Consider the following 19,932-nt stretch of genomic DNA (forward strand, 5'->3'; position numbering starts at 1 on the left):
GAGAATTTGATTAATAGCGCATAATACATGAGTTTATTTCGTAAAATTTTCGGTATAAAAAGTAGTTCCGAAAAAAATATACAAAACGAAGAGAGAGGAAAATATATGCCTCAAGTAAAACTCCCCGTAGATGAAAGATTTACCATAAATTTCAAGTCAAACGGTGGAAAGTTTTTGTATTGCGAAACTATGGAAGAAGTTTACCAAAGTCTTGAACATATATTGGAAGAAAACAATTGGGAAAATAAAAGGGCATTGGTTTATGATGACCGACTTAAAAAATTATTTTCTTCTTTTAATTTTCAATCTAATAAGCAATCATTAGACGTTGATTTCTTTATTACAACTTGTGAATATTTAATTTCTGATGATGGCTCATTGTTGATATCATCAAATCAAATAGCAGAAAAAAAATTAAAAGAATTGCCCCCTAATTTCATTGTTTACGCCACTACAAGCCAACTGGTTGAAAATATTGGCGACGGCTTAAAAGGAATTAAACATAAAAGCCATGAAAAAATCCCGACAAATATTACCACCATTAAACATTTTAAAGCTATAGAAGACAAAGATTTTATGTCTTATGGCAGTAGTAGCAAAAACCTATACTTACTTCTTCTTGAAGACCTTTAAATGAAGGATTTAGTAACCAGAGGCGTTTCGGGTATAATTTATGCAAGTTTATTGCTTTTTGCTTTAAATTGGCCGTATACCCTTGTTATTTTACTGTTTGTTTTTGGTATGATTTGCTTAATTGAATTTAAAAAACTTATCAATTTAAAGCACCCAATTTCTTATGTGATTTTTATTTCACTTTATGCTATTTTTGGATTTTGGAACGTGCTTTTCAGTTCTACAGAAGTTTTAGATGAAGCTATAAAAGTATTATTAGTCATTACCATTTTTGTGTTATTATTACTCATAAAGGATTTATTTTCAGAAAAAACTATCCCCCTTTTCCATTCAAAGCGCTTTATTTTAACTATTTTTTACCTTAGCAGTGGCTTTATTTTTTTGAGTCTAATAGGTAACTTCAACCATGAGTTTACACCTGTTTATGTGTTGGTAAGTTTTGTGCTAGTTTGGGTAAACGATACCTTTGCTTATTTAATAGGTAAAAATTTTGGAAAGCAAAAACTGTTTGAAAGCGTTTCTCCTAAAAAAACAGTTGAAGGGTTTTTAGGAGGTTTGTTTTTTGCCTGCGTCACCAGCTATATTGTTTATATTTTTAATAAAGATTTAAGTTCAACCAACTGGCTTTTTTTAGCAATTATTATAAGCGTATTTGGCACCCTAGGAGATTTAATTGAATCAAAATTTAAAAGGCAAGCTAAAGTAAAAGACAGTGGTGTATTGATGCCCGGACACGGCGGATTGCTGGATAGACTTGACAGCATTATATTTGCAGCACCTTTTATATATTTATTTTTAAGAATTGTTGATTATGTTTCATAAAGAAGGACAAAAAATAATATTTTTTTCGATGTTAATTACGGTGATACTGATTTTTACCATCGATTATTTTATAACAATCAGCTGGTTAAGAACTGTCACAATGCTCATTGCAGTATCATTTCTAGTTTTAATCCTGCAATTTTTCAGAAATCCAAAAAGAAATACACATGTTAACGATGATCATATCTTAAGTCCGGTAGACGGAAAAGTAGTGGTTATTGAAGAAGTTTTTGAAAATGAATATTTAAATGAAAAGTGCCTGCAGATTTCTGTTTTTATGTCTCCTATTAATGTGCATGTAACCAGATATCCAACTGGAGGTAAAGTAGTTTACAGCAAATATCATCCCGGTAAATATTTGGTTGCCTGGCATCCAAAATCTAGTGAAGAGAACGAACGCACTACTGTGGTTGTAGAAAATAAAGACTTTGGAAAGATTTTATACAGACAAATTGCAGGTGCTTTGGCAAGAAGAATTGTTAATTACGCTAAAGAAAACTCGCAAGTTAAACAAGGTGCCGATTCTGGTTTTATTAAATTTGGTTCGCGAGTAGATGTTTTTTTACCTTTACATTCTAATATTAAGGTAGAACTTAACCAAAAAGTTACAGGTGGCGAAACCGTTATTGCAACTTTAGAATGACAGAAGCAGAATTAGATAAAGCCTTTGATGACGCCGTAGAACGCGTTAACGCACATACAGATCCATTTCCAGCAGATTTGTTATTAAGACTTTACGCCTATTACAAAAAAGCAACTAATAATTACGAAAGACCCGGCAGTCGTAAACCAATAATTAACGCCTTTAAAACCAATGCCCTGTTTCAGGTACAAAATGTAAGTCCGTCTGAAGCAAAAATGGAATACATCAAACTAGTGGACCACTACTTTCTATATAGAAAATAGTTAATCTCTAATTAAAGGTAAGGTAGTACAACGCAACAACCCTTCTTGCTTGGCTATTTCGGCGTAGTTAACTTTTTCTACTGTAAACCCGAGTTCTTCAAGCCAATTATTTAAGCGAATAAAATTGACTTCAGAAATGACGGTGTTTTCATCAATTGAAAAGATATTACTATTCATATCATACATTTCCTGCTTGTCAATTTCAAAGACGTTTTTCTTTCCGAAGAAATCTAACAACCATTTATAATCTTCTTCGTCTAAAAAACCATTTTTATGAATAATGGCTTTGTCTTTTCCAACGGGTTGAAAACAACAATCCAAGTGCAGTGCATTATTATAAGGGTCGGTATTGGATTTCCTTAAATTAAAATATTTAATTTTTTTGTGTGGAAAATAAGTCTTTAGAGCGTTTATAGCTGCCATATTGGTTCTGGCAGTAATAAAATTTGCGTAGTCACTACCTAAATAAGTTCCTATAAAAATATATTCATTCCACAACATAACATCTCCACCTTCAATATGACAATCCTCTGGAAGTCTTATCCTATTTGATTTTTCAACCTGAGACCAAACATGCTCAATGGCATCTACTTCTCGTTCTCTATCGGGTAAAATATTAGCAAGAAATATTTTGTCTTCAATCACAAAACAAATATCTCTTGCAAAGATTTGGTTATAATTTTCAATAATCTTGGGTCTGTAAACTTCAACATTGTATTTTTCAAAAACTTTAGCAACTTCTTCTAATTCTCTAATCATATCGGCTTCCTTAGGATAGGTACCGTTTAATACATGAAGCCTACTTTTTGGGTCGTAACACGCTTCTGGCACCGGTATTGGGCCATTGTTATTAGCGATTCCTAAAACCACAGACCGGAGTCGCGAAGTTTCGTTTTTTATGTTTAATTTCATAACTACATGATACAAAAAAAACTTCATAATAAATTATGAAGTTTTTTTAAGCTAATATTTAATTAGCGTTCGTCTATAGATTTAAATTTCCTGTAAGTGGCACCGGTATAAATTTGTCTCGGTCTACCTATAGGCTCTTTATTAAGTCTCATTTCTCTCCATTGTGCAATCCATCCGGGTAATCTTCCCAAAGCAAACATAACTGTAAACATTTCAACAGGTATGCCCATAGCGCGGTAAATAATACCTGAATAAAAATCTACATTAGGGTACAACTTACGATCTACAAAGTATGAATCTTCTAAAGCTTCTCTCTCTAAACCTTTAGCAACGTCGAGAATAGGATCTTCAACACCTAAATTTGCAAGCACTTCGTCGGCAGCCTTCTTAATAATTTTAGCTCTCGGATCAAAGTTTTTGTAAACTCTGTGACCAAACCCCATTAATCTGAATGGATCGTCTTTATCTTTGGCCTTAGCCATGTATTTTTTGGTATCTCCTCCGTCTTCTTTGATAGCTTCAAGCATTTCTAAAACTGCCTGATTAGCTCCACCGTGCAAGGGACCCCAAAGCGCTGAAACTCCGGCAGCCAGAGATACAAATAATCCGGCATGTGAAGAACCAACAATTCTTACTGTGGACGTAGAGCAGTTTTGCTCGTGGTCTGCATGAAGAATTAATAATTTATCAAGCGCGTTTATCAAGATTGGGTTTAGAGTGTAATCTTCATTGGGCTGTTTAAACATCATTTTTAAAATGTTCTCAACATATCCTAGTGAACGGTCGCCATAATCTAACGGCAAACCATTCCTTTTACGCAGCGTCCAAGCAGCCAATACCGGGAATTTACCCATTATTTTAACTATGGCCTTGTACATGTCTTCTTCAGAATTCACATTAACCGAAGACGGATTAAAAGCAGTAAGAGCTGATGTAAGAGAGGCTAATACGCCCATTGGGTGAGCAGATTTTGGAAATGCGTCTAGAATTTTTTTGACGTCCTCGTCTACTACAGATTGCCCTTTAATATCATTGTGAAATTTGGTGAGTTGTTCCCGAGTTGGTAATTCGCCGAAAATTAACAAATAGGCCACTTCCAAAAAAGTTGCCTTTTCAGCTAATTCCTCGATTGAATAACCTCTATATCTTAAAATTCCTTTGTCACCTTCCAAAAATGTAATGGCACTTTCGCAACTGCCTGTATTTTTGTAACCGGGATCAATGGTTATGACTCCTTTGGTAGCTGATCTTAAATTTATAATATCAATAGCTAATTCATTTTCAGTACCTTTTATGACTGGTAATTCGTGTTTTTCTCCGTTAATTTCTAATATAGCTTTGTTTGACATATGATGATTTTATATAATTTAGTGTTGGATTGTAAAATTACGAAATATCTCACTATTTTTTTAACAACTTAACATCAGTTTTAGAGTTATTTGTTGGTAATAAAAGGATTTAAAATCAAATAAAAAATTAAGGATAATTTTTTCGTTACTAGAAAATAAAAAACCCTTTCAGCTAACTGAAAGGGTTTTTATAACTTAAAGATCTATTTTAAATTTTGAAAGCGTTTTTTCCTGGGAAATACGCTGTTGTTCCTAATTCCTCCTCAATTCTGATAAGCTGATTGTATTTGGCCATTCTATCTGTTCTGGAGGCAGAACCGGTCTTAATTTGTCCGGTATTCAGGGCCACCGCAAGATCCGCAATAGTATTATCTTCTGTTTCACCTGATCTGTGCGACATTACCGAAGTATATCCTGCATTATGCGCCATATTTACAGCTGCAATAGTTTCGGTTAAAGTACCTATTTGATTTACCTTGATCAAAATAGAATTTGCAATGCCATTTTTAATTGCTTTTGACAATCTTTCAACATTTGTTACCAGCAAATCGTCACCTACCAGCTGAACTTTTTTACCGATTTTTTCGGTTAAATATTTCCATCCGTCCCAGTCGTTTTCATCCATTCCATCTTCAATAGAAATAATTGGATATTTTTCCGACAACTCTGCTAAATAGTCTGCTTGCTCTTCAGAAGTTCTAATTTTACCAGATTCGCCTTCAAATTTTGTATAGTCATACTTTCCGTCTACATAAAATTCGGCAGCAGCGCAATCTAAAGCAATCATCACGTCTTCACCAAACTTATAACCAGCTTTTTCAACTGCCAAAGCAATTGTGTCCAGGGCGTCTTCTGTACCATCTAATGTTGGTGCAAATCCGCCTTCGTCTCCAACTGCGGTACTTAAGCCTCTATCGTGTAATACTTTTTTAAGGTTGTGAAAAATTTCGGTACCCATTTGCATAGCATGGGTAAAACTTGTAGCCTTAACAGGCATAATCATAAATTCTTGAAAAGCGATTGGTGCATCACTATGAGAGCCGCCATTAATGATGTTCATCATTGGTAAAGGCAAGGTATTACCGGAAACACCACCAACGTATCTAAATAACGGTAAATTAAGTTCATTAGCTGCTGCTTTTGCGACTGCTAAAGAAACACCAAGTATGGCATTGGCACCTAGTTTTGATTTATTAGGCGTACCATCTAACTCGATCATGGTTTGATCGATAAAATTTTGTTCAAAAACAGAAATTCCTAGTAATTCTTCGGCAATAACGGTATTGACATTTTCAACAGCTTTTAAAACTCCTTTTCCCATATAGCTCTTTCCGCCATCGCGTAATTCTACGGCTTCATGCTCTCCGGTTGAAGCACCTGAAGGTACTGCAGCTCTACCAAGAACACCATTCTCGGTAACTACATCAACCTCTACTGTAGGGTTTCCTCTTGAATCAAATATTTGACGGGCATGAATGCTTAAAATAATACTCATAATTTATTTTTTTTATTAATTACAAAATTACAAAATGGAAAAGTATATTAAACTGCTTAACATCATATTTACGGTAATATCTTACTTAAAGGTTTTAGTGAAATAAAATCCTTAGTTGAAAGCTTCATTTATTCAAAAAAATGCAAAATTTAATTCAGCATTGAAATAAATTCATCGAACAAATAAGTGGAATCATGTGGGCCCGGGCTAGCCTCGGGATGATATTGCACAGAAAAACATTTTTTAGATTTTAATTTAATGCCCGCAACCGTATCATCATTAAGATGCACATGCGTGATTTGAATATCGGGATGGCTTTCTGTTTCTTCACGACTAATGGCAAAACCGTGGTTTTGAGATGTTATTTCACCCTTACCTGTATGTAAATTCTTTACAGGATGGTTAATCCCTCTATGTCCATTGTGCATTTTATAGGTAGAAATACCATTTGCTAGCGCAATAATTTGATGTCCTAAACAAATACCAAACAGTGGTTGGTTTTCTTTAAGTACACATTTAGCAAATTTCTGAGCTTCTTTTAATGGTTCAGGGTCACCGGGACCGTTAGAAATAAAATAACCATCGGGTTTGAAGGCCTTCATTTCTTCAAAAGTTGCATTATACGGGAACACCTTAATATAAGCGTCACGTTTTGCCAGATTATTCAAAATATTTCTTTTAATACCTATGTCTAAGGCAGCGATTTTATATTTGGCATTTTCATTTCCGAAGAAATAGGGAGATTTAGTCGAAACTTTTGATGCCAACTCTAGGCCTTTCATTGATGGCTGCATAGCCAATTGTTTCTTCAGTTGATCAACAGCATCAACCTGAGTTGAAATAACTGCATTCATGGCACCATTATCTCTTATATAGCTTACCAATGCTCTGGTATCTACATCGCAAACCACAAAGGTTTGGTGTTTTTCAAAAAAAGATTCGAGAGATTCTTCAGCTGCCGGTCTTGAATAGTTAAAGCTGAAATTTTTACAAACCAACCCGGCAATTTTTACCGAATCTGATTCTGTGTCTAAATTGGTAGCACCATAATTACCAATATGGGCATTGGTAGTTACCATTATTTGACCAAAATATGAAGGATCGGTAAATATTTCCTGATATCCTGTAGTTCCGGTATTAAAACATACCTCACCAAACGATGTCCCGGGTTTACCTATGGCCTTACCGTGAAAAATTGTGCCATCTTCAAGGATGACCACTGCATTTAGTTTTTTAGAATACTTCATTTATCACTAAAATTTTTACAAAATTGCATAAAAAAAAGGATAACCTTAAACAGATTATCCTTTTTATATTCAATGCTTATTAACATTTATTCTTCTTCGTTTGAAGCTTCGGTTTTAGTTGTTTCGGCTACCTGTGCGGCTGCAACAGTAGCAGCAGTAGCAGCTGCATTACCACCTTTTCCTCTTCGGCTTCTTCTTGTAGTTTTCTTAGCTGGATTGGCTGCATTGTAGATTTCGTTGTAATCTACCAATTCTATCATGGCCATATCAGCATTATCACCTAAACGATTACCTAATTTTATAATTCTGGTATATCCGCCCGGTCTGTCACCTACTTTAGCGGCAACGTCTCTGAATAATTCAGTAACAGCTTCTTTTTGTCTTAATCTGGAAAACACAATACGTCTGTTGTGCGTAGTATCTTCTTTAGATTTAGTGATTAGCGGCTCAACAAATTGCTTTAAAGCTTTTGCTTTTGCAGTAGTTGTGTTGATGCGCTTGTGCTCAATCAATGAACAAGCCATATTGGCCAACATTGATTTTCTGTGAGCTGTTTTTCTACTTAAGTGATTTACTTTTTTTCCGTGTCTCATGACTTTAATTATTAATCATCATCTTGCATCAATCCGCCTTTTGCGGAGAGCAAACTATGATGAGTTAGTCTTTATCTAATTTGTATTTTGTTAAATCCATACCAAAATTAAGACCTTTTATATTTACAAGTTCTTCTAATTCGGTTAAAGATTTTTTACCAAAATTTCTAAATTTCATTAAATCGTTTTTGTTGAATGATACCAAATCTCCAAGGGTATCCACTTCGGCTGCTTTAAGGCAGTTAAGGGCTCTTACAGACAGATCCATATCAACTAATTTTGTTTTAAGCAACTGTCTCATGTGAAGTGATTCTTCGTCATAAGTTTCAGTTTGTGCTATTTCGTCTGCTTCGAGGGTTATACGCTCGTCAGAAAACAACATAAAGTGATGTATAAGAATCTTAGCAGCTTCGGTCAAAGCTTCTTTTGGACGAATAGAACCATCAGTTTTTATTTCAAAAACTAATTTCTCGTAATCCGTTTTTTGTTCAACACGAAAGTTTTCAATGCTGTACTTTACGTTTTTAATTGGTGTATAAACAGAATCTGTGAAAATAGTTCCCATTAAGGCAGAAGCCTTTTTGTTTTCTTCAGCAGGCACATATCCTCTACCTTTTTCGATAGTGATTTCCATGTTGATAGAAACTTTAGGATCTAAGTTACAAATTACCAAATCTGTATTTAATACCTGAAAACCGGAGATAAATTTTTGAAAATCACCGGCTGTAATTTGTTCTTGACCAGAGATTGAAATTGTAACAGTTTCGTTGTCAATTTCATCTATTTGTCTCTTAAAACGCAATTGTTTCAGGTTAAGGATGATTTCGGTAACGTCTTCAACAACACCAGAGATGGTTGAAAATTCGTGATCCACACCCTCAATTCTTACAGAGGTGATAGCAAAACCTTCTAAAGAAGATAACAAAACTCTTCTTAAGGCATTTCCCACTGTTAATCCATATCCCGGTTCTAAAGGTCTAAATTCAAATTTACCTTCAAAATCGGTTGAATCGATCATTATTACTTTATCGGGCTTCTGAAAATTTAAAATTGCCATAGTATGTTTTGTATCAGTTATTACTTAGAGTATAATTCTACTATATATTGTTCGTTGATTTGCTCAGGAATTTGAATTCTTGCAGGAACAGATACGAATGTACCTTCCATTTTATCATTATTCCAGGTAATCCATTCGTACACTTGACTTGCATTAGACAGCGAGTTTTGAATGGCCTCAAGAGATTTTGACTTCTCTCTAACAGCGATCACATCACCGGCTTTAACTTGGTAGGATGGAATGTTCACTTTCTCACCATTCACTGTAATATGTCTGTGAGACACTAGTTGTCTTGCAGCACTTCTGGTTGGTGCGATGCCCATTCTGTAGACCACATTATCTAAACGAGATTCACACAATTGTAAAAGCACTTCACCTGTAATACCTTTAGAAGAAGTTGCTTTTTTAAACATATTTCTAAACTGACGCTCTAACACACCATAAGTGTATTTCGCTTTTTGCTTTTCCATTAACTGGACAGCATACTCAGATTTTTTACCACGACGCTTGTTAGCACCGTGCTGACCAGGAGGATAGTTTCTTTTTTCGAAAGCCTTGTCATCTCCGTAAATAGCCTGACCAAATTTTCTAGCTATTTTTGTTTTAGGACCAATATATCTTGCCATTTTTACATTTTTTGAGAAATCTCTTTTGAATTAAGGTCTTATCTCATCCTTCAAAAGATTAACAATTTCTCTGTTATACTTAATTATTAAATTTTAAAAAAAATTATACTCTTCTCCTTTTTGGAGGTCTGCATCCGTTGTGTGGTAATGGTGTAACATCAATAATTTCTGATACTTCAATACCTGCATTGTGGATAGATCTAATTGCAGACTCTCTTCCGTTTCCAGGTCCTTTTACGTAAACCTTTACTTTTTTAAGACCTGCTTCTTTAGCCACACCGGCTGCATCCTCGGCAGCTAATTGCGCTGCATAAGGTGTATTTTTCTTAGAACCTCTAAAACCCATCTTACCGGCCGATGACCATGCAATCACCTCACCTTTTTTGTTAGTTAAAGAGATAATAATATTGTTGAATGATGCAGCGATGTGTGCTTCACCATTTGCTTCAACAATAACTTTACGCTTTTTTGTACTTGACTTTGCCATAAATTTTAGTTTGTAGTTGTTAGTTTTTAGTTGTTAGAATCCTAAACATTTCTATTTCAAGCAGATTCATCTAACACCAAACACTAATGACTAATGTCTATTATTATTTAGTTACTTTTTTCTTGTTAGCAACCGTTTTTCTTTTACCTTTTCTAGTTCTAGAGTTATTCTTGGTACGCTGACCTCTTAATGGAAGTCCGGCTCTATGCCGAATACCTCTGTAACAACCGATATCCATTAAACGCTTAATGTTTAATTGAATTTCAGATCTCAATTCACCTTCAATAGTGTAAGTACCAACAGCCTCACGAATGTTTCCTATTTCGTCGTCTGTCCAGTCCTGTACTTTGGTGTTCTCGTCTACTTTAGCATTGGCTAAAATTTCTTGCGCTCTGCTTTTACCTATTCCGTAGATATAAGTCAACGCAATAACTCCTCTTTTTTGTTTTGGTATGTCTACACCTGCAATTCTTGCCATAATTACCCTTGTCTTTGTTTGAACCTTGGATTCTTTTTATTAATAACGTAAAGTCTTCCTTTACGGCGTACCAACTTACAATCGGCACTTCTTTTTTTAACTGATGCTCTAACTTTCATCGCTTAATATTGTTTTTAGTTTAGATAATAATTAAAAATTAATATCTGTAAGTAATTCTTGCTTTTGTCAAATCGTAAGGACTCATTTCAAGTTTTACCTTGTCGCCCGGAAGCAACTTGATATAGTGCATACGCATTTTACCTGAAATGTGAGCAGTTACAACGTGACCGTTTTCTAATTCAACTCTGAACATTGCGTTAGACAATGCTTCTATAATAGTGCCATCTTGTTCTATTGCTGCTTGTTTTGCCATAATACTAAGCTATTGCTTTTCTATTTTTACCGCTTTTCATCAAGCCATCATAATGCTTATTCAATAAATACGCATTTATTTGCTGCATTGTATCAATGGCAACACCAACCATAATTAGTAAAGATGTACCACCAAAAAACAATGCCCATCCCGCCTGCACATCTACGATTTTCACGATAATCGCAGGAAATACTGCAATAATCGCCAAAAATATAGAGCCAGGTAAGGTTATTTGAGACATAATTTTATCTAAATACTCAGCAGTTTCAGTTCCCGGACGAATACCAGGGATAAATCCACCACTTCGTTTTAAATCGTCTGCCATTTTGTTAGTTGGTACTGTAATCGCAGTGTAGAAGTATGTAAACACAATAATTAACAATCCAAATACAATGTTGTAGGTTAAACCAAACATGTCAGAGAATTGTGTTTGCAACCAAGCACCAACGCCGGTATCTTTCAACATATCCGTACCACCAATTAAACTAGGCACAAACATTATAGCCTGAGCAAAAATAATTGGCATTACACCGGATGCGTTTAATTTTAATGGCAAAAACTGTCTGCTACCGAAAACATTTTTTTCAAAACCACCACCGGCAGTTCTTCTTGCATACTGTACGGCAACTTTTCTAACTGCCATTACCAACATAATTGAAGCCAATATAATTACGAACCAAATAACCAATTCTATTAAAATCATCATTAGTCCGCCACCACCTGTACCACTCAACCTTGAAAGGGCATTTTGAATAAATGATTGCGGTAAAGTTGCAATGATGCCTACCATAATTAATAATGAGATCCCATTACCAATACCTTTATCAGTGATTTTTTCACCAAGCCACATCGCAAAAATACAGCCTGTAACAAGGATAACTACCGAAGAAAAGTAAAAAACACCACCTTGACCAAGCAAAAAGGCATCAGGCGGAACACCTAGCGTAGTTAAACTTGCCAAATAACCCGGAGCTTGCACCAAACAGATGGCAATAGTTAGCCATCTGGTAATTTGATTGATTTTTCTACGACCGCTTTCACCTTCCTTTTGAAGCTTTTGTAAATAAGGAATGGCTATACCCATTAACTGCACTACAATCGAGGCAGATATATAAGGCATAATACCAAGAGCAAACACAGAAGCGTTTGCAAAAGCACCACCGGTAAAAGCAACAAGAAGTCCTAAAATACCTCCTTCAGTACCTTCGGCTAAACCGCCTAATTTACTTGCATCAATTCCTGGCAATACAACTTGAGCACCAAAACGATATACAAGCAAAAGACCTAATGTTAAAATAATTCGATCTTTTAACTCTGTTATTTTCCAAACGTTTTTAAGTGTTTCTATTATCTTCATTGCCAAAAGAATTATAAAGTTACTGCTTCACCACCAGCTGCTTCTACTGCTGCTTTTGCTGTTGCGGTAAATTTATGTGCTGTTACATTAAGTTTTGATTTTAGTTCGCCACGACCTAAGATTTTTACAAGATCATTCTTAGTGCAAAGACCAAGCTGGATAAATGTTTCAACTGTTACAGCATCTTTTATTTTTTTCTCGTCAACCAATTGTTGTAGCGTATCAAGATTAATACCTTGGTATTCTATACGATTGATATTATTAAAACCAAATTTTGGCACACGTCTTTGCAAAGGCATTTGTCCACCTTCAAATCCTAATTTCTTAGAATATCCTGAGCGTGACTTAGCACCTTTATGACCGCGTGTTGCAGTTCCGCCTTTGCCGGAACCTTGACCGCGACCAACGCGTTTCCCTTGATTTTTTACTGAACCTTCTGCAGGTTTTAAATTACTTAAATCCATTCTTATTAAGTATTATTTTGTTTCCTCTATAGAAACTAAATGTTCAACTTTTTTTACCATACCTATAATGCTAGGTGTAGCCTCGTGCTCAACAACCTGACCAATTTTTTTAAGACCTAAAGCAATTAGCGTGTCTTTTTGTCTTTTAGGGCGGTTAATAGCACTTTTTACTTTTTTAACTTTAATTGTAGCCATGATCCTTGATATTAACCGTTATAAACTTTTTCTAAAGAAATACCTCTATCGCGAGCAATAGTTCTGGCATCTCTTAATTGTAACAATGCATCAAATGTTGCCTTTACTACGTTGTGAGGATTTGATGAACCTTGAGATTTAGATAATACATCATGCACACCAACTGCTTCGAGTACCGTTCTCACGGCACCACCGGCAATTACACCGGTACCAGGTGCGGCAGGAATAATATTTACTCTAGCACCGCCGAATTTACCTTTTTGTTCGTGAGGCAGTGTACCTTTCACTAAAGGAATTCTAACTAAGTTTTTCTTAGCATCTTCGATTGCTTTGGCGATAGCTGTAGAAACATCTTTTGATTTCCCTAGACCATGGCCTACGATTCCTGCTTCGTCTCCTACCACAACTATGGCAGAAAAACCGAAAGCTCTACCACCCTTAGTTACTTTGGTTACGCGTTGCACACCAACCAATCTGTCTTTTAGTTCTAAACCACCCGGCTTTACAAGCTCTGCGTTTTTATATTTTTGATACATAATAGTTTAAAATTTAAGTCCGGCTTCTCTTGCGCCATCTGCTAATGATTTAACTCTTCCGTGATAAAGGTAGCCTCCACGATCAAATGAAATCGATTCAAGACCTGCTTTCACAGCTTTCTCTCCTAAAGATTTTCCCACTAAAGCAGCAATATCAGATTTGTTGCCTTTTGCCTTCGCAAAATCTTTATCTCTAGATGAAGCCGCAACAATAGTTTTACCGTTTTGATCATCTATAATTTGAGCATAAATTTCTTTATTGCTTCTAAAAACAGATAATCTTGGTCTGCTGGTTGAACCAGATACCACTTTTCTAATTCTGTTTTTAATTCTTATTCGTCTTTCGTACTTTGTCAATGCCATAACTAAACTATTAAGCTGATTTACCTGCTTTTCTTCTAATTAACTCACCAACAAACTTAACACCTTTACCTTTGTAAGGTTCTGGTCTTCTAAATCCACGTATCTTAGCAGCTACTTGGCCAACTAATTGTTTGTCGTGAGAGGTTAATTTTATAATTGGATTTTTACCTTTTTCTGAAATTGTTTCCACTTTCACTTCAGGTGCAACATCTAAGATGATATTGTGAGAAAATCCTAATGCTAAATCTAATTTATTACCCTGGTTTGAAGCTCTATAACCAACTCCAACCAATTCTAACTGCTTTGTCCATCCATTAGATACGCCTTCAATCATGTTATTGATTAAAGCTCTGTATAAACCGTGTTTAGACTTGTGATCTTTACTTTCGGTTGGGCGTTCTAAGGTAATCGTATTATCTTCTATTGAAATACTTACGTTTTCAAATTCTTGGGTTAATTCTCCCAGTTTACCTTTAACAGTAACTAGGTTCTCCTTTACTTCTACTGTTACTCCTTGTGGAATTGTTATTGGGTTTTTTCCTATTCTAGACATTTCTTTCCGTTTTTAGTATACGTAACACAATAATTCACCACCAACATTGTCACGATGTGCTTGTTTAGCCGTCATCACGCCATGAGAGGTAGATACTATAGCAATACCCAAGCCATTTAATATTCTTGGCATTTCGTTGGCACCGGCGTACTTACGCAAACCCGGTGTACTAATTCTTTGAATTTTTTTGATAACCGGTTCTTTGGTCTCTTTAGAATACTTAAGAGCAATCTTAATGGTTCCTTGAACACTAGAGTCATCAAATTTGTAACTTAAAATATATCCTTGATCGAATAATATTTTAGTTATTTCTTTTTTCAAATTAGAGGCTGGAATTTCAACCACTCTGTGGCCGGCATTCACTGCGTTTCTAATTCTTGTTAAATAATCCGCGATTGGATCTGTTGTCATAATTATAAATTTACGGTTTTGGTTTTCGAATCAGTTTTTTATCGAACCTTAAACCAGTTAATATTCTTTACCAGCTAGCCTTTTTAACTCCGGGAATTAATCCTTTGTTAGCCATTTCACGCAACATTACGCGCGAAATACCAAACTGTCTAACATAGCCTTTTGGTCTGCCGGTAAGTTTGCAACGGTTGTGCATTCTTACGGGAGAAGCATTTTTTGGTAGTTTTTGTAACGCTTCATAATCACCAGCTTCTTTTAAAGCTTTGCGCTTTTCGGCGTATTTAGCTACAGTTTTTGCTCTTTTAACCTCACGGGCTTTCATTGATTCTTTAGCCATAATTAATTCTTTTTAAAAGGTAGTCCTAGTTCTGCTAATAGCGATTTCGCTTCTTTGTCTGTTTCTGCAGATGTCACAAAAGTGATATCCATTCCTGATATTTTGTTGATTTTATCAATATCGATTTCAGGGAAAATGATTTGTTCAGTGATACCTAAGTTATAATTACCTCTACCATCAAATCCGGTAGCTTTGATACCACCAAAATCTCTTACTCGAGGTAATGCAGAAGTTACCAATCTATCTAAAAATTCGTACATGCGCTCACCTCTAAGTGTCACTTTAGCACCAATTGGCATACCCTTACGTAACTTAAAGGACGCAACGTCTTTTTTGGAAATGGTAGCAACCGCTTTTTGTCCGGTAATTTTAGTCAGCTCATCTACTGCGTAATCTACTAGCTTTTTATCAGCTACTGCAGCACCAACACCTTTAGAGACTACAATTTTTTGTAGTTTAGGTACTTGCATAACATTTTTATAACCAAATTCTTCTTTAAGAGAGGCTATAACTCTGTCTTTATATTCTTGTTTTAATCTTGGTACGTAACTCATAACTCTAAATTACTTCGTTTGATTTTTTAGCGAATCTTACTTTTTTATCGCCTTCCATTTTAAAACCAACTCTGGTTGTTTCACCTTTCTTTGTTAACAAAGACAAGTTAGAAACGTGAATTGGTGCTTCTTTTTCAACAATACCACCTTGTGGGTTTTGCGCACTTGGCTTGGTGTGTTTTTTTATAACATTAACACCTTCTACGATGGCTTTGTTTTTATCTAATAACACTTTAAGTACTTTACCTTCAGACCCTTTGTGATCTCCGGCAATTACCTTTACGGTGTCTCCTGTTTTAATTTTAAACTTTGTCATTTTGTTTAAATCTTAAAGCACTTCTGGTGCTAATGATACAATTTTCATGAATTGTTTGTCACGTAATTCTCTTGCTACGGGACCAAAAACACGTGTTCCTCTCATCTCTCCCTGTGCATTTAATAATACACAAGCATTATCATCAAATCTGATGTAAGAACCATCTGGTCTTCTAACTTCTTTTACGGTGCGCACAACTACTGCTGTTGATACTGAACCTTTTTTAACGTTTCCATTAGGAGTAGCCTCTTTAATCGAAACTACAATTTTATCACCTACAGACGCATAACGTCTTTTAGTGCCGCCCAATACTCTAATAGTTAAAACTTCTTTAGCACCGGTATTATCGGCCACCTTTAATCTTGATTCTTGCTGTACCATAATTACTTAGCTCTTTCAATTATTTCTACTAATCTCCAACATTTGTTTTTACTTAAAGGTCTTGTTTCCATGATCTTTACTGTATCGCCAATATTGCAGTCATTGGTTTCATCGTGCGCAACGTATTTTTTCGTTTTTAAAACGAATTTACCATACATGGGGTGCTTTACTTTTTTAACTTCAGAAACCACAATAGATTTCTGCATTTTGTTACTAGTAACAACACCAATACGTTCTTTTCTTAAATTTCTATTTACTTCCATATTTCAGCAGAATACTATTGTTGAAATTCTCTATTTGTTATTTCTGTTGCCAATCTCGCTACAGTTCTTCTTAAAGAACGCAGTTGAATTGGATTTTCTAACGGCGAAATACCGTGAGCTAATTTTAAATCGGCGTAGCCTTTTTTGCTTTCTACAAGTTTTTCTTGTAGTTCAGCTAACGAAAGCTGTTTAATTTCTGATTGCTTCATAATTCCTAAATATTAAGCTTCGTAATCTCTAGCGATGATAAACTTTGTTTTAACCGGTAGCTTTTGTGCAGCAAGTCTTAGTGCTTCTTTAGCTACATCTAAAGGCACACCTGCAACTTCAAACAACATTCTACCTGGTTTAACAATGGCCACCCAATATTCTACCGCACCTTTACCTTTACCCATACGTACTTCTAATGGTTTTTTGGTAATTGGCTTGTCTGGGAATATTTTTATCCAAAGCTGACCTTCTCTTTTCATATATCTTGTTGCAGCAATACGAGCAGCTTCAATCTGACGCGCTGTAACAAAACTTTCGTCTAGTGACTTTATACCGAACATACCGTTTGAAAGTAAATGACCTCTGTTGGCATTACCTTTCATTTTTCCTTTTTGGACTTTACGAAACTTCGTTCTTTTTGGTTGTAACATTGTCTTAAAACTTTAAAATTACTTTCTACGACGTGGTTTTGAATTGCTGGCACTTGCAGCTTTTCCACCTTGTTTTTTAGATAAACCTACTAACGGAGAAAGTTCTCTTTTACCATATACTTCGCCTTTCATGATCCATACTTTAATACCAAGTCTACCATAAGTGGTATGTGCTTCTACTAAAGCATAATCTATATCGGCTCTAAAAGTTGATAGAGGAATTCTTCCTTCTTTGAAGTGCTCTGAACGCGCCATTTCAGCACCGTTCAATCGACCACTAATCTGGATTTTAATTCCTTCAGCATTCATTCTCATTGTAGCTGCGATTGCCATTTTAATAGCACGCTTATATGAAATTCTACTTTCAATCTGGCGCGCCACGCTTGATGCTACAAGAAATGCGTCAAGTTCAGGTCTTTTAATTTCAAAAACATTTAACTGAACTTCTTTGTTTGTAATTTTTTTAAGCTCTTCTTTTAACTTGTCTACCTCTTGTCCGCCTTTTCCAATAATAATACCGGGTCTTGCAGTAGTGATAGTAACGGTTACAAGTTTAAGAGTACGCTCTATAATTACTCTCGAAACACTAGCTTTAGATAAACGTGCGTGAACGTATTTTCTAATCTTATCGTCTTCAGCGAGTTTATCGCCATAGTCGTTTCCACCGTACCAGTTAGATTCCCATCCTCTGATAATACCTAAACGATTTCCGATTGGATTTGTCTTTTGTCCCATACTATTCTCCTAGCTTTGTGTTTTATTTAATGCGTCTAATACAACAGTTACGTGATTAGATCTCTTTCTAATTCTGTGTGCTCTACCTTGTGGGGCAGGACGAAGGCGTTTTAACATAGTTCCGCCATCAACTCTTATCTCTTTTACAAATAAATCTGCACCTTCTACATCTGCATCTTCATTTTTAGCTTGCCAATTGGCAATGGCCGATAGTAAAAGTTTTTCTAATCTGCGTGAAGCTTCCTTTTGGCTGAATTTACAAATCTGAAGCGCCTTATCAACTTTCTGACCTCTTACCAAATCTGCAACCAAACGCATCTTTCTTGGTGACGTCGGACAGTCATTAAGCTTTGCCACAGCAATGTTTTTCTTTTCAGCTTTGATAGCTTCTGCCATTTCCTTTTTACGAGTTCCCATAGCGCTATTTATTTTTTACCTTTGTTTTTAGCACCGGCATGACCTCTAAACGAGCGCGTTGGTGAAAATTCTCCTAACTTATGACCTACCATGTTTTCAGTTATATAAACAGGTACAAACTGACGTCCGTTATGAACAGCTATGGTTTGACCAACGAAATCCGGAGATATCATAGAGGCTCTTGACCATGTTTTGATAACAGTTTTCTTGTTTGAAGTTACATTTTCAGCAACTTTCTTCTCTAACTTATAATGGATAAAGGGTCCTTTTTTTAATGAACGTGCCATATTACTTCAATTATTTCTTTCTACGTTCTACAATTAACTTACCACTAGCCTTGGTCTTAGTACGAGTTCTATAACCTTTAGCCGGAATACCTTTTCTAGATCTTGGATGACCACCTGAAGCACGACCTTCACCACCACCCATTGGGTGATCTACAGGGTTCATTACTACCGGTCTTGTTCTAGGTCTTCTACCTAACCATCTTGATCTACCCGCTTTACCGGATACGATTAACTGATGATCTGAATTAGATACCGCACCAATTGTTGCCATACATGTTGCCAAAATCATTCTGGTTTCACCTGAAGGCATTTTTACTGTAGCGTATTTTCCGTCTCTTGCCATCAACTGCACGAAAGTGCCTGCGCTACGCGCAATGTTGGCGCCTTGACCAGGATGCAATTCTATACAAGATATAATTGTTCCCAAAGGAATTTGACTCAAAGGCATGGAATTACCTATTTCAGGTGCTACGCCAGAGGTTCCTGATGAAATAGTTTGACCTACTTGTAAACCATTTTGAGCAATAACATATCTCTTTTCTCCATCCTGATATTCTACCAAAGCAATAAATGCAGATCTATTAGGATCATACTCAATTGTTTTTACTTCAGCAGCCATATCATATTTATTTCTTTTGAAATCGATGATACGATACTTCTTTTTATGACCACCACCTATGTGACGCATGGTCATTTTTCCCTGACTGTTTCTACCACCAGATCTTTTTTTCGGAGCGATTAGACTCTTCTCCGGCTTATCAGTAGTTATGGCGTCAAACCCATTGACTACTCTAAAACGCTGAGCTGATGTGATTGGTTTTAATTTTCTTACTGACATAATTGTCTAATTACATATTAGCGTATAAGTCTATTGTCTCACCTTCCGCCAACTGAACAATTGCCTTTTTAACAGCATTTGTTTTACCGTGCTGAAGACCCGTTTTTGTAAAACGTGTTCTTCTTTCGGGACGGACATTAATAGTACGAACCTTTTCAACAGAAACACCGTAAGCAGCTTCCACCGCTTGTTTGATTTCTATCTTGTTCGCCTTTGTATTTACTTCAAAGCTGTAGCAATTATTTGCTTCACTGCTTGCAGTGGCTTTTTCAGTAATAATAGGTTTTATTAAGATGCTCATCGTAC

General features: G+C 35.7%; 34 protein-coding genes. 4 read left to right on the plus strand and 30 right to left on the minus strand.

Annotated elements, in window-relative coordinates; genetic code table 11:
* Positions 1-27: 27 nt before the first annotated feature.
* From FJ651_RS08275 to FJ651_RS08290, 4 genes are read left to right on the plus strand one after another with little or no spacing between them, the layout of a single operon-like run.
* The gene (locus FJ651_RS08275) at positions 28-633 is read left to right on the plus strand and encodes an LUD domain-containing protein (RefSeq protein ID WP_140990039.1); all 606 of its coding nucleotides are present in this window, start codon (positions 28-30) and stop codon (positions 631-633) included.
* Entirely contained in the window at positions 634-1,455 is an 822-nt protein-coding gene (locus tag FJ651_RS08280) for a phosphatidate cytidylyltransferase (RefSeq protein WP_140990040.1), read from the plus strand.
* Positions 1,445-2,098 (plus strand): phosphatidylserine decarboxylase family protein, encoded by a 654-nt coding sequence (locus FJ651_RS08285; protein WP_140990041.1) that lies wholly within the window; start codon positions 1,445-1,447, stop codon positions 2,096-2,098. Before FJ651_RS08280 ends, FJ651_RS08285 begins: the two co-directional genes overlap by 11 nt.
* On the plus strand, positions 2,095-2,361 hold the full coding sequence (locus FJ651_RS08290) for an acyl-CoA-binding protein (RefSeq protein WP_140990042.1): 267 nt from the start codon (positions 2,095-2,097) through the stop codon (positions 2,359-2,361). Before FJ651_RS08285 ends, FJ651_RS08290 begins: the two co-directional genes overlap by 4 nt.
* Here FJ651_RS08290 and FJ651_RS08295 read toward each other — a convergent pair whose 3' ends face one another.
* The 30 genes from FJ651_RS08295 to rplW all read right to left on the minus strand — a co-directional run bounded on the left by FJ651_RS08295 (position 2,362) and on the right by rplW (position 19,927).
* Entirely contained in the window at positions 2,362-3,273 is a 912-nt protein-coding gene (locus tag FJ651_RS08295; protein ID WP_246085338.1) for a dimethylarginine dimethylaminohydrolase family protein, read from the minus strand.
* A gap of 62 nt (positions 3,274-3,335) precedes the next feature.
* Positions 3,336-4,622 (minus strand): citrate synthase, encoded by a 1,287-nt coding sequence (locus FJ651_RS08300; RefSeq protein WP_140990044.1) that lies wholly within the window; start codon positions 4,620-4,622, stop codon positions 3,336-3,338.
* 208 nt (positions 4,623-4,830) lie between these two features.
* A complete protein-coding gene (eno, locus tag FJ651_RS08305) occupies positions 4,831-6,117 on the minus strand; it encodes a phosphopyruvate hydratase (RefSeq protein WP_140990045.1) in 1,287 nt (428 codons plus the stop codon).
* Positions 6,118-6,266: 149 nt separating this feature from the next.
* The gene (gene carA / locus FJ651_RS08310; protein ID WP_140990046.1) at positions 6,267-7,364 is read right to left on the minus strand and encodes a glutamine-hydrolyzing carbamoyl-phosphate synthase small subunit; all 1,098 of its coding nucleotides are present in this window, start codon (positions 7,362-7,364) and stop codon (positions 6,267-6,269) included.
* An 86-nt stretch (positions 7,365-7,450) separates the two neighbouring features.
* On the minus strand, positions 7,451-7,957 hold the full coding sequence (rplQ, locus tag FJ651_RS08315) for a 50S ribosomal protein L17 (RefSeq protein ID WP_140990047.1): 507 nt from the start codon (positions 7,955-7,957) through the stop codon (positions 7,451-7,453).
* A gap of 64 nt (positions 7,958-8,021) precedes the next feature.
* On the minus strand, positions 8,022-9,014 hold the full coding sequence (locus tag FJ651_RS08320) for a DNA-directed RNA polymerase subunit alpha (RefSeq protein ID WP_140990048.1): 993 nt from the start codon (positions 9,012-9,014) through the stop codon (positions 8,022-8,024).
* Between the two features lie 20 nt (positions 9,015-9,034).
* On the minus strand, positions 9,035-9,640 hold the full coding sequence (rpsD, locus tag FJ651_RS08325; RefSeq protein WP_140990049.1) for a 30S ribosomal protein S4: 606 nt from the start codon (positions 9,638-9,640) through the stop codon (positions 9,035-9,037).
* A gap of 103 nt (positions 9,641-9,743) precedes the next feature.
* Entirely contained in the window at positions 9,744-10,127 is a 384-nt protein-coding gene (gene rpsK / locus FJ651_RS08330; RefSeq protein ID WP_140990050.1) for a 30S ribosomal protein S11, read from the minus strand.
* 103 nt (positions 10,128-10,230) lie between these two features.
* The gene (rpsM, locus tag FJ651_RS08335; RefSeq protein WP_140990051.1) at positions 10,231-10,605 is read right to left on the minus strand and encodes a 30S ribosomal protein S13; all 375 of its coding nucleotides are present in this window, start codon (positions 10,603-10,605) and stop codon (positions 10,231-10,233) included.
* Positions 10,606-10,607: 2 nt separating this feature from the next.
* On the minus strand, positions 10,608-10,724 hold the full coding sequence (gene ykgO / locus FJ651_RS08340) for a type B 50S ribosomal protein L36 (protein ID WP_008269159.1): 117 nt from the start codon (positions 10,722-10,724) through the stop codon (positions 10,608-10,610).
* Between the two features lie 38 nt (positions 10,725-10,762).
* Positions 10,763-10,978 carry a translation initiation factor IF-1 gene (infA, locus tag FJ651_RS08345; protein WP_011710675.1) on the minus strand — a complete coding sequence of 72 codons (216 nt, stop codon included), beginning with the start codon at positions 10,976-10,978 and terminating at the stop codon, positions 10,763-10,765.
* A 4-nt stretch (positions 10,979-10,982) separates the two neighbouring features.
* Positions 10,983-12,335, minus strand: a complete 1,353-nt coding sequence (gene secY, locus FJ651_RS08350) for a preprotein translocase subunit SecY (RefSeq protein WP_140990052.1) — start codon at positions 12,333-12,335, stop codon at positions 10,983-10,985.
* Between the two features lie 11 nt (positions 12,336-12,346).
* Positions 12,347-12,799, minus strand: a complete 453-nt coding sequence (gene rplO, locus FJ651_RS08355) for a 50S ribosomal protein L15 (protein WP_140990053.1) — start codon at positions 12,797-12,799, stop codon at positions 12,347-12,349.
* A 12-nt stretch (positions 12,800-12,811) separates the two neighbouring features.
* The gene (rpmD, locus tag FJ651_RS08360) at positions 12,812-12,994 is read right to left on the minus strand and encodes a 50S ribosomal protein L30 (protein ID WP_140990054.1); all 183 of its coding nucleotides are present in this window, start codon (positions 12,992-12,994) and stop codon (positions 12,812-12,814) included.
* Positions 12,995-13,005: 11 nt separating this feature from the next.
* The gene (gene rpsE / locus FJ651_RS08365) at positions 13,006-13,530 is read right to left on the minus strand and encodes a 30S ribosomal protein S5 (protein WP_140990055.1); all 525 of its coding nucleotides are present in this window, start codon (positions 13,528-13,530) and stop codon (positions 13,006-13,008) included.
* A 6-nt stretch (positions 13,531-13,536) separates the two neighbouring features.
* Positions 13,537-13,893 (minus strand): 50S ribosomal protein L18, encoded by a 357-nt coding sequence (gene rplR / locus FJ651_RS08370; protein ID WP_140990056.1) that lies wholly within the window; start codon positions 13,891-13,893, stop codon positions 13,537-13,539.
* A 10-nt stretch (positions 13,894-13,903) separates the two neighbouring features.
* Positions 13,904-14,446, minus strand: coding sequence for a 50S ribosomal protein L6 (rplF, locus tag FJ651_RS08375; RefSeq protein ID WP_140990057.1), 543 nt, complete (start codon positions 14,444-14,446; stop codon positions 13,904-13,906).
* 12 nt (positions 14,447-14,458) lie between these two features.
* The gene (gene rpsH, locus FJ651_RS08380; RefSeq protein WP_140990058.1) at positions 14,459-14,857 is read right to left on the minus strand and encodes a 30S ribosomal protein S8; all 399 of its coding nucleotides are present in this window, start codon (positions 14,855-14,857) and stop codon (positions 14,459-14,461) included.
* A 67-nt stretch (positions 14,858-14,924) separates the two neighbouring features.
* Positions 14,925-15,194: a 30S ribosomal protein S14 gene (gene rpsN, locus FJ651_RS08385; RefSeq protein WP_140990059.1), complete on the minus strand. Its 270-nt coding sequence runs from the start codon at positions 15,192-15,194 to the stop codon at positions 14,925-14,927.
* Positions 15,195-15,196: 2 nt separating this feature from the next.
* Positions 15,197-15,748 carry a 50S ribosomal protein L5 gene (gene rplE, locus FJ651_RS08390; protein ID WP_140990060.1) on the minus strand — a complete coding sequence of 184 codons (552 nt, stop codon included), beginning with the start codon at positions 15,746-15,748 and terminating at the stop codon, positions 15,197-15,199.
* 4 nt (positions 15,749-15,752) lie between these two features.
* Complete coding sequence (gene rplX, locus FJ651_RS08395; RefSeq protein WP_140990061.1) at positions 15,753-16,064, minus strand: 50S ribosomal protein L24; 312 nt, start codon at positions 16,062-16,064, stop codon at positions 15,753-15,755.
* Positions 16,065-16,076: 12 nt separating this feature from the next.
* Positions 16,077-16,445: a 50S ribosomal protein L14 gene (gene rplN / locus FJ651_RS08400; protein WP_140990062.1), complete on the minus strand. Its 369-nt coding sequence runs from the start codon at positions 16,443-16,445 to the stop codon at positions 16,077-16,079.
* Positions 16,446-16,447: 2 nt separating this feature from the next.
* The gene (gene rpsQ / locus FJ651_RS08405; protein ID WP_140990063.1) at positions 16,448-16,708 is read right to left on the minus strand and encodes a 30S ribosomal protein S17; all 261 of its coding nucleotides are present in this window, start codon (positions 16,706-16,708) and stop codon (positions 16,448-16,450) included.
* Positions 16,709-16,722: 14 nt separating this feature from the next.
* Positions 16,723-16,917: a 50S ribosomal protein L29 gene (rpmC, locus tag FJ651_RS08410; protein WP_140990064.1), complete on the minus strand. Its 195-nt coding sequence runs from the start codon at positions 16,915-16,917 to the stop codon at positions 16,723-16,725.
* 12 nt (positions 16,918-16,929) lie between these two features.
* Entirely contained in the window at positions 16,930-17,349 is a 420-nt protein-coding gene (gene rplP / locus FJ651_RS08415; RefSeq protein ID WP_140990065.1) for a 50S ribosomal protein L16, read from the minus strand.
* A gap of 18 nt (positions 17,350-17,367) precedes the next feature.
* Positions 17,368-18,084, minus strand: a complete 717-nt coding sequence (gene rpsC / locus FJ651_RS08420; protein WP_140990066.1) for a 30S ribosomal protein S3 — start codon at positions 18,082-18,084, stop codon at positions 17,368-17,370.
* A gap of 9 nt (positions 18,085-18,093) precedes the next feature.
* The gene (gene rplV, locus FJ651_RS08425; RefSeq protein ID WP_140990067.1) at positions 18,094-18,501 is read right to left on the minus strand and encodes a 50S ribosomal protein L22; all 408 of its coding nucleotides are present in this window, start codon (positions 18,499-18,501) and stop codon (positions 18,094-18,096) included.
* Positions 18,502-18,509: 8 nt separating this feature from the next.
* Positions 18,510-18,788: a 30S ribosomal protein S19 gene (gene rpsS, locus FJ651_RS08430; protein WP_140990068.1), complete on the minus strand. Its 279-nt coding sequence runs from the start codon at positions 18,786-18,788 to the stop codon at positions 18,510-18,512.
* A gap of 10 nt (positions 18,789-18,798) precedes the next feature.
* Positions 18,799-19,626 (minus strand): 50S ribosomal protein L2, encoded by an 828-nt coding sequence (gene rplB / locus FJ651_RS08435; protein ID WP_140990069.1) that lies wholly within the window; start codon positions 19,624-19,626, stop codon positions 18,799-18,801.
* A 10-nt stretch (positions 19,627-19,636) separates the two neighbouring features.
* The gene (gene rplW, locus FJ651_RS08440) at positions 19,637-19,927 is read right to left on the minus strand and encodes a 50S ribosomal protein L23 (RefSeq protein ID WP_140990070.1); all 291 of its coding nucleotides are present in this window, start codon (positions 19,925-19,927) and stop codon (positions 19,637-19,639) included.
* Between the last annotated feature and the right edge of the window lie 5 nt (positions 19,928-19,932).

It is taken from the genome of Paucihalobacter ruber, from assembly GCF_006494535.1.
GTDB lineage: Bacteria > Bacteroidota > Bacteroidia > Flavobacteriales > Flavobacteriaceae > Paucihalobacter > Paucihalobacter ruber.